14 protein-coding genes and 1 pseudogene are annotated in these 14,153 nt (G+C 42.7%); 2 read left to right on the top strand and 13 right to left on the bottom strand.

Annotated elements, in window-relative coordinates:
- Positions 1-12 precede the first annotated feature (12 nt).
- The 13 genes and pseudogenes from C825_RS17385 to C825_RS17445 form a co-directional block, all read right to left on the bottom strand.
- Positions 13-1,032, bottom strand: a complete 1,020-nt coding sequence (locus C825_RS17385; protein WP_010803430.1) for a glycosyltransferase — start codon at positions 1,030-1,032, stop codon at positions 13-15.
- 14 nt (positions 1,033-1,046) lie between these two features.
- Positions 1,047-1,922 carry a sulfotransferase domain-containing protein gene (locus tag C825_RS17390; protein WP_121719548.1) on the bottom strand — a complete coding sequence of 292 codons (876 nt, stop codon included), beginning with the start codon at positions 1,920-1,922 and terminating at the stop codon, positions 1,047-1,049.
- Positions 1,923-1,930: 8 nt separating this feature from the next.
- Positions 1,931-3,064, bottom strand: coding sequence for a glycosyltransferase (locus tag C825_RS17395; protein ID WP_010803432.1), 1,134 nt, complete (start codon positions 3,062-3,064; stop codon positions 1,931-1,933).
- 21 nt (positions 3,065-3,085) lie between these two features.
- Complete coding sequence (locus C825_RS17400) at positions 3,086-3,814, bottom strand: sulfotransferase family 2 domain-containing protein (RefSeq protein WP_007659202.1); 729 nt, start codon at positions 3,812-3,814, stop codon at positions 3,086-3,088.
- A gap of 27 nt (positions 3,815-3,841) precedes the next feature.
- Positions 3,842-5,056 carry a DNA primase gene (locus C825_RS17405; protein WP_010803433.1) on the bottom strand — a complete coding sequence of 405 codons (1,215 nt, stop codon included), beginning with the start codon at positions 5,054-5,056 and terminating at the stop codon, positions 3,842-3,844.
- Between the two features lie 40 nt (positions 5,057-5,096).
- Positions 5,097-5,867 carry a sulfotransferase family 2 domain-containing protein gene (locus tag C825_RS17410; protein WP_010803434.1) on the bottom strand — a complete coding sequence of 257 codons (771 nt, stop codon included), beginning with the start codon at positions 5,865-5,867 and terminating at the stop codon, positions 5,097-5,099.
- Between the two features lie 37 nt (positions 5,868-5,904).
- Positions 5,905-7,290, bottom strand: coding sequence for a replicative DNA helicase (locus C825_RS17415; RefSeq protein WP_010803435.1), 1,386 nt, complete (start codon positions 7,288-7,290; stop codon positions 5,905-5,907).
- Positions 7,290-7,784, bottom strand: coding sequence for a hypothetical protein (locus C825_RS17420; protein ID WP_007659198.1), 495 nt, complete (start codon positions 7,782-7,784; stop codon positions 7,290-7,292). Before C825_RS17420 ends, C825_RS17415 begins: the two co-directional genes overlap by 1 nt.
- A 316-nt stretch (positions 7,785-8,100) precedes the next feature.
- On the bottom strand, positions 8,101-8,511 hold the full coding sequence (locus C825_RS17425; RefSeq protein ID WP_232312624.1) for a hypothetical protein: 411 nt from the start codon (positions 8,509-8,511) through the stop codon (positions 8,101-8,103).
- Between the two features lie 181 nt (positions 8,512-8,692).
- Positions 8,693-9,661: a glycosyltransferase family 10 domain-containing protein gene (locus C825_RS17430; RefSeq protein ID WP_010803436.1), complete on the bottom strand. Its 969-nt coding sequence runs from the start codon at positions 9,659-9,661 to the stop codon at positions 8,693-8,695.
- Positions 9,662-9,689: 28 nt separating this feature from the next.
- Positions 9,690-10,850: an OmpA family protein gene (locus C825_RS17435; protein WP_010803437.1), complete on the bottom strand. Its 1,161-nt coding sequence runs from the start codon at positions 10,848-10,850 to the stop codon at positions 9,690-9,692.
- A 498-nt stretch (positions 10,851-11,348) separates the two neighbouring features.
- Positions 11,349-12,575: pseudogene (locus C825_RS17440) on the bottom strand (ATP-binding protein); the annotation flags it as partial.
- 115 nt (positions 12,576-12,690) lie between these two features.
- On the bottom strand, positions 12,691-12,933 hold the full coding sequence (locus C825_RS17445) for a DUF4248 domain-containing protein (protein ID WP_010803438.1): 243 nt from the start codon (positions 12,931-12,933) through the stop codon (positions 12,691-12,693).
- A gap of 279 nt (positions 12,934-13,212) precedes the next feature.
- Between C825_RS17445 and C825_RS17450 the strand changes: the two genes are divergently transcribed.
- Together C825_RS17450 and C825_RS17455 are read left to right on the top strand one after the other, a co-directional pair.
- Positions 13,213-13,668, top strand: coding sequence for an HU family DNA-binding protein (locus tag C825_RS17450; RefSeq protein WP_010803439.1), 456 nt, complete (start codon positions 13,213-13,215; stop codon positions 13,666-13,668).
- Between the two features lie 2 nt (positions 13,669-13,670).
- Positions 13,671-14,117 carry a glucosaminidase domain-containing protein gene (locus C825_RS17455; RefSeq protein WP_010803440.1) on the top strand — a complete coding sequence of 149 codons (447 nt, stop codon included), beginning with the start codon at positions 13,671-13,673 and terminating at the stop codon, positions 14,115-14,117.
- The last annotated feature ends 36 nt before the right edge of the window (positions 14,118-14,153 follow it).

Consider the following 14,153-nt stretch of genomic DNA (forward strand, 5'->3'; position numbering starts at 1 on the left):
TTTATTAATAGATTATTTGATTTTCAAAAAGAGATATTTGATTTCATAAAACAAGAAGAGGAGAACCGGTAGTCTGAAATACACAGCAACAGACTTATAGGCCAATGATCCCGGCCGAATGATATACTTCTTGAATTTACTCCGGTCGGCACTCATGACTAACCCTCTCATCCGTTTATAACGTTCTATCCATGACAATCGGTCGTGTACAAAAATCGAACCGGCGGTCGATTCACAAAAGAGGTAGATATAATAATTATCCGCAACCAGCATCAGCCTGGGATGATTAAGACCTTTCTTTTGTAGAAAATCAGAGAAACCATCCCATCTTTTTTGTCTCGAATCAGAAAGGAAATAATCATATTTCGCCTCTGTCGTCAATGAAACCTTTTGTTTCATAACATGATATAAAGTAAAAGGCACACCTTTCAGCTTACTGACATGACTATAATATGTATAATTAAAAATCGTATCCTCTCCCCAATCGATACCGACAGGGAAACGAATGTGATAGTCTTCGATGATCTTTCGTGCATACAATTTATTCACAGGTCCAAACAAGAGCTTCGAATCAAAAAAATAATAAGCAATCAAGTCCGCTCCACTATTATCCAACAAAAACGATTCGTCACTTTTTACCGGCATCTCCTTGCTTCGTACTCCCTGGCTGTCAAATTCATCCTGTCCGCAAAACGACATTGTATCTTCGCCGACTGCATCATATAATAGTTGCAAATAAGTCCTTTCCACCCAATCATCGCTGTCGATAAATGCAATGTATTGTCCCCGGGCCAATTCCACCCCCCGGTTGCGGGCAACGGAAGCGCCACTGTTCGATTGACTATATACCCTGAAACGGGAGTCTGTCTCTGCATAATGGCGGCACACCGATAAGCTCCCGTCGGTAGAACCATCATCTATCAAAATACATTCCCAATCTGTAAATGTCTGGAACAAAACAGAGTCCAGGCAACGGGCCAAACAATAAGTCCTGTTGTATATGGGAATTATTACTGAAATTTTTATATCCATTTTATATCTACTTTTTACCAATCCATTCTTCGCCCGATCAACTCAAAAAACTTTTCATTCCACGGTTCAAAATATTTTTTTAGGAATAGTTTACACTCGTCAGGTACCTGACGAGTGTAAACTCCAATATTGGAGTTTACCAAGTCTTTTTCAGACCATTCATGATGGGGTAGTTCCAAAAAATCTTCTATAGCCGACAACGTATTTCTCTTATCCGTTTTCAAACTTTTACTTTCCAGAATCAATATTTGCTCCGGACTGAAATACTGAAGATACCTTTCCAGCTGCTCGCTATACAGGCCATGACGAATAAAATCAGGATAATGGAATGCCGAAGGCAGGCGGGAACCGGTTTCTTCCATTCTTCGAAATTCTTCCTTGACGAACCATTCGAAAGGATACTTATCCGGTTGCCTCAGGTAATCAAAATATTCGCGTTCAGGGTCTTCACGGACACACAAGTTTTTAACTATTGCGTATTTACATGCCATATTATATTCGGAAATAGCGCGGCTCACCGGTTCGCGAACCAGAAATATCAATTTTGCTTTCGGGTTATATTTATAAATACGACCGGGAGCAGCCTCTTCATACACATTGTCGGGAGTAGACTCGAAAAACAGGCATTTACCTCTGTTCCTCATCAGTTTCTTAAAAGAGAAATGGCCAACTAACCTTTCAAGAGTCACCGTCCCCCGATATTTCTTCGTAAAAAACAATGTTTCTTTTCTCAAAGCGCCCGTACAAAAAGGATGCTGATTCATATAATCATGCAGGGAAGTCGTTCCGCATTTCTGTGCTCCGATAATAAAAAAATCTATTTTTTTGTTTTTTTGCCTGCTCACCAAAGCATACACATACTTTGAAAAAGGGATTAAAGTGTATTGCATTTTCATCATCAATAATATATAAAATCCGGTTTATCTATTTTCCCGGTTACCCAGTCGTACATTACTTCCAGTTGTCCGGATACTTTTTCTACAGTATATTTCTTTAACACCAGTTGCCGTCCCCGCTCGCCCATTTCATCCAGCAAGGCTTTATCACACGCCAACACTTTACGCATTGTATCAGTCAAAGTCTCCGAATCATTCTTCACCCACCAGCCACACCGGCAAGTTTCAAGTTCCCGCCACGGGGTACCTGTCGATGCAATAACCGGAATTCCCTGCATCAAAGCCTCAGGTATAATACGTCCGAAATTTTCAAAGTCGCTGGGAACGACCAGGCAGGAAAGAGAAGCAAGCAGCCGTTTTTTTTCATCCCCCGTCACTAACCCGGTAAAACGGACCTGTTTCAACAGTGCTTTTTCAACTTTCTCCTTTAAATAAGCCACATAGCCAGGTTCTCCGTTTCCCATTATCACTAATTCGCCCGGTTCGTCCAACCGTTGCCAGCAATCGATCAAACGCTCTATATGTTTTCGCGGATGAATACGACCGAGGTATCCGAAACGTTTGATGTCATCCGGTTTCGAAACAGCGTCTGCTACCGGTTCTAATTCGACCGGGTTTGGAATAATAGCGACCGGATTTGTAAACCCCATCTCACGGTAATAGTACATCTCTTCCTCACAAGTGGCCTGCACACATGCAGCCTCCTGTAACTGCCGGCGCTGGAAAAAAGATAATGCCAGTTTTTTTGTAACGGCTGATTGTTTCAGTGCTTCAGGATAAAGCATCCCCCGCAAAGTGATTATATAGGGTTTCCGCTTTTCAGAGGCCATGTGTGCAGTCAAATAAACCGGATACAACCAAAGTCCCTGTATATGATAAACATCTGTACCGGCATTTTTCTCCAACACCTCCTTTAAACGGGAAGAATAGCCTGCACGTCCCCGCCAGCCTTTCAACTCCGGCAGATAACGGATAAATGATTCATCAGATATCACAGTCTCCCTCGAAGACGGGCGGAATGTCAGAATTTCAATATCCTTCCCCATTCCATTCAAATACCTGACCGGTAACAGCGTACTGACAGCCGGTCCTCCGCTTTCAGCACTCAGGAAAGGAATTACATGTAGTATTTTCATTTATATAAAGTATTTCTATTATTATTTATCACCATACATCGAAAACAACTCCCGGTCTTCCGGATAAAGCTTTTCAATCATCCCGCAAATAGCGTCCGGTATCGCATAGTCTTTTGCTATTTTCAAACGCTCTTTATACGCAGACAATCCGAAAATGTCCAGCAATTTTTCCCAATCGTCTTCCGACTCATACCATAATAGTTCTATTTTCTCTGCCATATAATAACTTTGGGGAGTTATCCAGGGAATTCTTTTGTTTCGCAAAAGAACATCCTGTTTACTACGCTTCAATGAAGAAATATATTTACAAGTGTCTTCTGGTGAAGCGAGATTCAGCTTCACCAGAAGACGGGTATCTGTCCCGGGACAGATACTTCGCAAAAATTCATATGTTTTTTGGAATTTGTTCAAACTCAACCATTCTTCATCTATCAAATGCCCGGAGCATTTGATGCTAAAAAGCTCAAATGGAACCAGTTGGCTTTTCAGTTCCTTTATTCCGGAATAAAAACGATTATAAGGATTTCGTATCATCGTAATAATCCTGTAATCCTTCCATTCCGGTATAAAACGAGGTAAATCATCATACGTTATATGCCCCAAATCAACTCCGTATTGATGGGAAAATAACTTCCACCATTTCGTAGCATCTGTTTTTCCATACTTCTCGATATAAATATCCCTCAAAAATGTTCCGCCGCACTTCGGGTTATGCAAGTATATTACTTTGCGTTCCTGGTCAACAATCATATATCCTATTTCATTAATTTTCAATAACTAGTCCAATAGCCATTCCGCTTTCATTACCGGAGAATGTGCCAGTAGCCGTGTAACTTTTTCCAAACGTTTATGCAAAGGGAGCATGCGGGCAAATAAGTCTGTCCGTTCCGCTACTGTCAAAGCCAGGTGTAAGTCTGCCAACAATTGTTTTATCTGCCGGAGCAGGTCGGTTTCGTAAACTTCCAACCGGCTGATACGGGTCCATCTTTTTATATATCCGGTAAAATCTTCGCGTCCCATCATACAAAGCAGGGAATCCGGATCATGTCCCGACTCAAGAACGATCCGGCCGACCGAAAAGCCTTTTTCAACCAATAAGCGTGCCGATCGTATCCCGTTCGTTTGCCCGGCTTCATCGCCATCGAGCATAATAATCGCGTAACGGGTGTACCGGCTGAGTAAGGTAATCTGTTGGTCCGTCAATGCCGTTCCGCACAAGGCTACCGTATTCCGGAAGCCCGCGGCATGCATGGCCAGCACATCTTTATACCCTTCGGTGACAAAAACAAAATGATGTTCGCGGATCGCTTCCCGGGCCTGATATAAGCCATACAAAATCTCACTTTTGTGATAAACCGGACTGTCCGGCGAATTAACGTATTTATGAATATCCGTCCCTTTCGTTTCTCCCCGGTACCGTCCGGCAAAAGCCACCAGCTCTCCCCGTTCATTCCGTATCGGGAAAATAAGACGGTCGCACATATCAACGTAGGAAGCCGGCAAAGCAGCCGGAGCCACTCCTATTTCAAACGCTTTATATGTTTCGCGGAGAATATCCGCTTCCGGAATATAGGTTTCCAACAGGTCGGATATCATTCGGTGGCTACGCAATAAATGGTCGATATGCAACTGACTGACAATCGTATGTGCCTCCGGCTTTATGGGAGACATTTTTTTTGCCGGAGTATATGCCAAAGGTATGTCGTCCGTATCCGGTAATCCGTACCATCCGGCAAGAATATCCAATGCTTTTCTGAAATCGCATCCTTCCATTTCCTGAACAAACCGGAAAACGTCTCCACTCGCTCCGCAGGCAAAACATTTATAATACTGCTCACGGATATTTACACAGAGCGACGGATGACGGTCGGCATGGAAGGGGCAAAGCCCGGTTAATGTCTTCCCCGAACTGCTACCCCGCTTCAGAGGCAGGTAGCGTTCAACGACCTCCTCCAAACGAGCCACTTGTTTTATTCGATCTTTCCGGTTCATAATTTATCAGATGTGAGCTATCCGATTATTTTCTATAACTTTATTTCTTTCCTTTCAAATATTCCTTTAGCTTCCTGTATTCATCTTCATATCCGAAAGCGATGAAGTCTTTCTTGTATTTCCGGTAGACGAGCCATGCCGTAAACGGAGTGTAATAATCCATCCAGCATCTTCCGGTCAGCGAAGCAGCCCGGTTCATGTGAGGCAACGGAAGAAGATTAAAACGTTCACGGATCGGCTCATATTCTTCTTTTATATGTTCAACCTTACCGATATAATCAACCTGACACTTGCCGCGCCTGTCGTATACCAACAAGTACTGTCCGGCAAAATGAGGCTCGGCCAAACAACCGGGAAGTAAAAATATCCTGTATACAAATTGGTTGAAATCACGTATACGCAACAAACCGCTAAACAAATAACTGTCCCAGCAAATATCATCCGGATGCTGTATGCATTTATCTTCAAAACAAGAAATCAGACGTTTGTAAGGATTTCGTACAAAGGTGAATTTATAATACCGACCGGTTTCCCGGTTCAACTCCCATTCTGTGTACAGGTTCACAAAATCATGGATATCCGGTTGGTCTCCGAACATTGATTTTTTTATCGAAGAGCAAGCCACTTTCGGATTATTCAAATACACCAGCTTCCGGTCTGTATCGATAATAAACTTTCTGGGCGCTCTTCCCCATTTTCTGATCCATAAGAAATAGACAAAAGCCTGTCTATAAATTCTTTGGATTTTTTTTGATAACTTCTTTTGGTTTAGAGAGTTACCCCCACGTTTACTTTTATTAACATTTATCATTGCTTTAAAGATTTATTTAGTTCTTTCTTCTATGATATCATATCACTCTCGGATCATAATCCGTCAGGCAGGTCATTGCCGGATTGTAGCGGAATTTGGCTATTCCTGTTGCCCCGTTACGGTTTTTAGCAACCAGCAACATGCCCACTCCCCGCAAATCTTCCTTTGTCTTCGGATCATAAAAAATATTGTACTTCTCGGCACGATAAACGAATATGACCCCATCCGCCACCTGTTCTATCGCACCGGAATTGCGCAAATCGCTCAGCATCGGGAAATGACTCCCCTGGCGGCGATCGACATCACGGTTTAACTGGGCCAGCAAAACCACCGGGATTTTCATCTCTTCCGCCATCAGTTTCGCCTTACGGGCGATGTTGCCCAAGGCCAAATCAGTTGTCTCCTGCAAATCATTTTTTGATAGAATAATATTGATCAGATTCAGATAATCGATATATAAAACTCCCAACCAGCCTTTCTTATGCAAAGACTGGGCTTTGGCACGCATATCTTCGATCGTGTCCGATCCGCAATACTCCAAGGTGAGCGGCAACCGCTCGAGTTCCTTCTTTGCTTCTTCCAACCGGGCACGGTCAGAGGCTGTAGTACCTTTAAAACGCAGGCTATCCGCATTGACTCCGCTGATCATCGAAAGCAGTCGCATCACATTTTGCTCTTTGCTCATCTCCACACTAAAATAGGCGACTGCCGTACCTTGCCGCGCCTGATGGAGTGCCATCCATAGAGCTACCGCCGATTTCCCCATGGAGGGACGTCCGGCAACAACCGTCAATTCCTCTTTGTAAAGTCCTCCCGTCATCGTATCCAGGTCGTGCAAACCGAAAAAGAGACGGCTGATTTCCCCGGATTCAAGCAAAGCCTGTTCACGATACGATTTATCCAACACACGGGCTGCTACCGCACCGGCATTCTCCATCGACGAGACATGTGCCATGCCATCACGTAAAGAGCCTGCCAGATCCTCTATCCCCGTCAACAACGCTGTAACATCGGCGGAGGGCAATTGCGCCTCCGTCTCTTTTTTCTTCAACTCATTCACCAGCTGACGCAAGGTATAACAACGGACCAGCTCGTCGGCATGAATGCGGATATGGGCATCGCTACGTACGTCCAGCAACATATCCGACAGAAACGATAATCCGTTCAACTGTATATACAAGCCGTTATCCAGCCGTCGCATCTCATTCTCTACGGTCAGCATATCGACAGCTGTTCCGGAGGCCATCAGCGAAAGTACCGCCCGGTAGACAAAACCGGTCCGGTTGTCGCTGAACATATCCGGCTGTAACCGGTCCGCCACATCGAATATCGCTTCCGGACTCACCAACAAGCCGGCTATCACGGCTTGTTCCAGTCGAAGGTTCGTGTTCGGCTGAGACTGCATGTTCTTTTGTGTGTTCATCAGTTCACCGCTCCTTTCTGATCATTACCCGGATTATAAAAATTCATCGCTTCATCCCAGATGCTACCGCCGGAATCATTCCGGTCGGTTCCGTTCGGATTATGTGCCACCGGTTCCCCATGTTGCACCTGTACGGATTGTTCATAATTGACCAACGCAATCCGCTTGTAAAAACCGACATTCGACACAAACACGAAATGTTGTTTTTCGAGCTTCACCAGATACTTCTTGACCTGGCGGCGATCGATACCCGTCAGTTCCTCGATCTCCGTGTACGAAGTGATCCACTCTCCCGGATGACAGAAATAAACCTGATCGTTCAGCCAAACCTGTCCTTCGCTGAAATAGGCAAAGGTTTCGACACAGAGTAAAACACTAGCCAACTCACGGAGATCGCGTTCTCCCATAAAAAATGCGCGCAACACACTTCTACCCACTTTCAGGTAGCCCGACTTCCGGTAATCCGGTGTCATGTTTTCCTTACGTTTTTTCATTTTTACAACCTTTTTAGTTACTAATTCAAACGTGACAGGTAAAAGCGCGCTTTTGTGACAGATTACGAATTTTGATTATCAAACGGTAGAAGATGGTTATAAGACATTACTTTGACAACGGTTCGTACGGCCTCTTTAATATAGAATGAATATTATTATAACTAATACAAAGAGACATGCGATCAAAAAATCATTCAGGACACTCCTGCCCGCTTACCCTACGGCGCAAATATACATCCGGTATGCCGCTGGGCGGAGTACACTAAAAACCGGGAAAACAAGAACAAAGCAAACTCATTCCCAGCTAATTAATAATTTATTTCTTGATTTCTAGTGTGCGAAACAAATCCTTAAACGTTGTTAAAATATCTTCGTATTCGGGAGGCATATCGTAAAACCATCTGCGGATGGTGGAAAGCTCCTGGTCAAAACCAAACATACCGAAAAGCGTTTTAGCCAATTTCCCCCTTTTACATCTGATAACACCCAGTTCCAGTAAAACCGACATGACTGCAATAAAGAAGCGCGGGTAAACCAGTTCCCTGGGTAGCGTATAATACACCTGGCTTTCATAACCGTAATATTGCATGATCGTATCACGATATTCCGCAAAAAAACGTCGTGAGAATTTATGCCATTGTTCATTATCTATATCACCCGATTCACGTAAAAAAACAGCTATCTCCATAACCGTCCGTACCGGATCCGGTTGTTGTTGAATATTCACTTTAAAAGTCGGAAAAGATAACGGATCTCCTCCCGCAAGCCTGCATAATTTTTTTTATCCATTGTTTTATGTGTTAGGCCGGGAATGAGTTGCTTATTTCCTAAAAAAAGGTCATGACCTTTGATTGTAAAAGTCCCTTATTTTGAAGTTAAAAGACTGGTCTTAACATTTCAAAACACCCTTATTTCTTTTTCAATAGCTTTTTGGTCATAGATTTTGACAATTCAAGGAATGTCGGAGCATAATATCTCCTTTGTTTCTGAATAGTAATTCTATTACGGCCATAACATACCCGACGACCGGCTTTATCCAATGGTTGCTCAAAAATATAACTGAAAAAATCTTTTATTTTTTTTATCTCACTATCACGAAATTCTTGAAAATTAGCACCATAAAGCCAAAAGGGTGTCATCATTTTATCCAGATAAGCGGCATCGTCTTTGTCCAGGCGGATAACCTCCTCAACAGCTTCTTCCATGGAAGAATAATTCATCAGATTAACAAACGAGTTCGGATTATAATCCGAACTGACAGTGGGGCTGCCCCAATATAGCGGTAACGACTGTGCCATGAACGGTTCCAGGATTTTTTCAGTCACATACCCCGGCATGCTTGAGTTTTCAATCGCTAAAGTGAATTTATATTCGTGTAGAAACTGTCGCTTATCACCTACCTTTTTACCCATATTATTCAAAAAAGCACCACCGGAATCAATCCGTTTATAACCGGATAAAGCTTTAAAGAACAACTCCCGATAAGGGACGGCACAAGTGTTGTTGGAATAAACAAAATTGCAGAACTTACGGTTTAGCAACGCTTCCTCTTTTAAAACCGGTAAAACCAGGTGAGAATCCTTTCTGTACAGAAATCCACTATATTTCCGAAAAGTTCTGTCATCACATTGAAGATTACTCAAACTTAAGGCATAATCACATATATTAAGATCGGGCATAATGTTTTCGTCACTCCAAAAAATCCGGATACAGTCTTCATAAAACAAATGTTCATTTCCAAAACAGGAATAGAATAAATAATCCGGATGCTCTTTATCTATCTGCAAATCGTATTCATCCGACAAATACCAGAAATAAGTTTTATAATTAAAACCAAGCCAAAAATCAACAAAGTTGCAGTATATTTTCTTTTTCATCTTTCAAATTATTTAGTATGTCCGGAGGCTATTCACTTATCATTCTCAGATTCTCACGGGCTACTCTCGGATTCAGGGGAAGATACTTACGAAAATAAGAGGCAGCTCCTTCTTTATCTCCTTCCATCAGCAATAAAACTCCCTGGTTATTGTAAGCGCGCGGATCATCGCCTACCTGTTGGAAAAAATGGCGGGCCGCTTCTTTATCACCTAATGCCAACGATGCGGCAGCGGCATTCAGCAGGGCGACAGCACAGGAGGGATAGGTATAGGCGGCTACCTCATATACTTCACGGTATTGTTCGGTACCCGGACGATAGAAAGAGGCCAAACGGATAAAATCAGGTAATGAGATTTTTTCCGGGTGGGTATATATCGTTTCGATCAATTGAGGATCAGTCAGGGTGGGTTGTTGCGCTTCTGTCTCGACAGTCAGTTCCATCCGGCGTAAACGGCTGAAAAAACTCTTTTCGATATCTTTATAAACGGCACCGTTATCTATGGCTTTTATCTGTTTACGACGGCTATCCGGATCGTCGGTCAGTTGGAAGATAGTCTGTACACGGCTGCCGTATTTTTTATCCGACGCGGAGATCAAACCTTGCAAACCGTCCCAGTCTTCTCCTACCCAATCGACAGAGACCTGGCAGGTTACAGGCAGTTTGAATTGTTTCTGCAGATAGTTTTTAAACTGGACGGCACGGTTGCCTGCCAGGCGTTCATTATCCTTCGTGTTCCCGTCGGGAGAGGCGTAACCGATGATACGGATGTTTTTTACAAAGCCGTCAGCAGATTGCAGCAAGGTTTTCAAATGTCCTTCCAGCTTTGCCAGTTCGGCAGAATTATTTCCGTATTTAGGGTTCACCTGAACACCACCGGCCGGAAAATCAATGTAAACAGCCAATTGCTCCTTCAATAACACCGGAGCCAACTCTTCTTCCGGAACGATATAATTAATCATCCGGTTATAAACAGACTGGGCATCGACCTGCAACTGGGGGATTTCCACATTCCGGGATATTTGCCCCTGTTGTTTATCGCTCCCTGCTTCCTGCTCCGTTCCGGTTTGTACGGTACGTGCCACAGCATACACATCTTCCGGCATTATTGCTTGTTTTTGAGTACTACAAGCCGGAAGAACAGCCAGTAAACCAATACCGGCAATCCCTTCTAAAATTCTTTTTCGCATGATTTATGTAAAATTTTAATACTAATTATCTCTTTTCGATATATTACGAACCGTTTCTTTCAACAGCTCGATACAGGATTCAATACAATCCGACAAGAACCCGGCATCATTTTTTACACGCAACAAGCCGGATACGTTAACCTATTCTCTTTGCCGGGAGGGCAAAGAGAATAGGTACATTTAAATATTTCTTCCATTGATTATTAATTCTATTATTAGATTCAAAGATTACATCCAGGCACTAAAAGCCGATAGAATACCAGCCATAAAACAGCGGTAGTCCTTATACGGTTTTTTGAACGATTTCATATTGATTGTTCCGTTAATATAATCAGAGGTAAGGTTTGGTTCAAGATTTATCAGATATGAGTGTTTGTTTATAGCAACTGGTTGTAATTTTCGACAAAAACATCATGCATTCTAAATACGATTGTAATTCTCTGACCTTTGGACTAGAATAAGGAATGTATCAACATCACTCAAATTCCTGCATTGCTACCGGTTCATAAACGCATCTACATTTCCTGCACGCAGTTCGCGAACGAACTTACCGATGTAAAAACCGTTTTCATCTTCAGTGACTGCAGTATAAAAAGGGGTAATAAAATCGACGAAGCCATATTTTACTTCTTCGTTCGGGAAAGCCAATGTATATAAAGCAAACTCTTTATCATATCCTTTGATTGTCAGATAACCGCTTTGATAGAGTAACGGTATTGGATTATTCGCCTCCATACGATATTCCGAAAAAGCAGAAGCACGCATTTCCACACCTTCCAAAAGCAACCGCAAATCATAATCACTCTTTTTCAATAATTCAACCAGAAAAGTAGGAGTTCCTGTTTGAAACCAGTAATTATCAAAACGACGCGTATGTAAACAATTTAAGACACTGAACGGATTAAATATGCCTGGAGTTTCTTCCCGGAAATGATAACCGTCATATTTAAGCTTCATCTGATGGATAGTCTCATCCAATGCAAAATTCATTTCAAGACTAAGGACCTCTAGTTCCGGTATAAAATTCGAACGCAATTCCTCGGATGTTATTCCGCAGATAGCCGCATAATCCGAATTCATACTGATATCTACCAATTGATTCAAATCACTGAATACGCTTACATGCGCAAACTTGGTTACTCCTGTAAGAAAGACAAATTTCAGGTGGCCATCCAGACTTTTAAGAACGCCATAAAAAGCTTTCAATGTATTACGATATTCTATCGTCAAAGTCTCATTACCTAATGCTTGTAATAATGGTTTATCGTATTCATCTACCAATATGACAACCTGCATACCTGTTTTTTCTTCTGCACGGCGAATAATACCGGCAAAGCGGGTGGAAAGGGTTTGTTCATCTTTTCCTTTCCCGTATAAATCTTCCCACCGTGTAAGATGAGAACTCAGAATAGCTTCAAGAGCTTTAGGAGAATCATATTTTTCAGCATTCAGATCCAGATGCAATACCGGATATATTTTCCAGTCCTGTTCCAGTTTTTCAACCGCTAAACCTTTAAACAGATGCTTTTTACCTTGAAAATAGGCTTCTAATGTCGAAAGAAACAAACTTTTACCAAAACGCCGCGGACGGCTTAAAAAATAGGGATTACCGGACTGAACCAATCGATATAACAAATCGGTTTTGTCTACATATACAAAATCTCCTTCACGAACCTTTTCGAAGCTCTGTATCCCGACCGGAAGTTTTCTGGTTTTCGTATTCATATCGAAACTATTTCCTAATTATTACTTGTCATTATCGGCAACTATCACACAAAGATAAATAATTATACCGTACGTACTGTCTAATTTTCAATTTTCAATTCCTAATTTTCAATTCTCAAGGCTCTCCCAGAAACCTGAATATCTGTTGCGTCTGCAAAGGTGTAAACTTGCGCTGGCCTTTGCGCCAGCCGGATTGCTGCAAGGCGGTTGTCAGGTCCTTGTTGAAGGCAATCCAACGCTTGATGGCTTTCGCTGCCGAATCGGGCTGCAAGGACGGGTTATATAACAAACCCAACTCTGTTAGTCCGTAACTACGTACTTTTACATGTACTTCCGGTTGTTCCGTTTCCTTATTCATATCCTGCTGTTTCTAATTGGTTTATGCTTTAAATTTACAAAATAAATAACAGAAAAACAAACATTTACCTCTATATATTCCAACTGAAATCATTTTATAGCCAGACATATCAGCCTTTATCCATACATAACCGTACACAACCGGAGTTAACCGGAAACGACACTCTCCCACCGTCGTACCTTTGAACTGTTATCGATAACCAACCAGTTAACCGTCAATAGCTTTCGGAGTAATTCCATTGGCATATTGGCACATTGTCAAATTAAAAAATTATTTCCCATGGCTTTAAATTATCACCTCGTAAAACGTCCCGACATGCGTAAAGACGCTGCCGCAGGTTCCGAACTGTATTATGCACAGGTCCGGGCATTGAAGAAAGTCAGTTTCGAAAAGTTATGCAGCATGATCGCCATGCGAAGCACCGCATTTATCGGGGATGTCATGCTGGTGATCGAAGGCTTGCTTTCGGTCATGCAGGAACGCCTCGAAGAAGGCGATATCATCAGTATGGGCCGCCTCGGAAACTTCCGCATGGTTGCAGGAAGCAAAGGGGCTGCCACAAAAGATGATTTCAATACCTCTCTCTTTAACGATGCACGCATCGTATACGTATCGGGCACTATGCTTGCCGATATCAAGAAAAATGCCAAATTTGAAGAGCTGAAACCGATCATCGATCCCGATGCCAACAACAATGGCGGCAGCGGTTCCGAAGATCGTCCTGAAATCGAATAGGCATGGATAAGCAAGCATTCTTCAAACAGTTCCTTCCGGCTGCACAGGCGGCCGGGGAACATTTCAAGCTGAATCCGGATATCATACTGGCACAAGCGGCCATCGAAAGCGGTTGGGGTGAAAGTGTTCTTTGCCGGACATACCACAACTATTTCGGACTTACCGGATACGGACAATCTACCCTCTACTGGAAAGGAGCGAAAACGCTCAAAATAGAGGACGGAGGAATCTCTCATCTGCAATTTCGTATATACGAATCGGATCAACAAAGTTTCTTTGATTTTGCCCGGTTGATCTGTACAGTCTATCCGACGGCTGCTGCCATCAGCATTTATCCCGAGGCTTATGCCAAGGAAATCGCCTACAGCCGCTACATCAGCGAACAAAACGGCGACAACCGCGAAGCCTACCGGAAACTGCTGATTACGATTTGCAACTATATGAAATAAATAACCGCTCAATTGGCACATTTGCATATTGGCATA

It is taken from the genome of Parabacteroides sp. ASF519, assembly GCF_000364265.2.
Taxonomy (GTDB): domain Bacteria; phylum Bacteroidota; class Bacteroidia; order Bacteroidales; family Tannerellaceae; genus Parabacteroides; species Parabacteroides goldsteinii.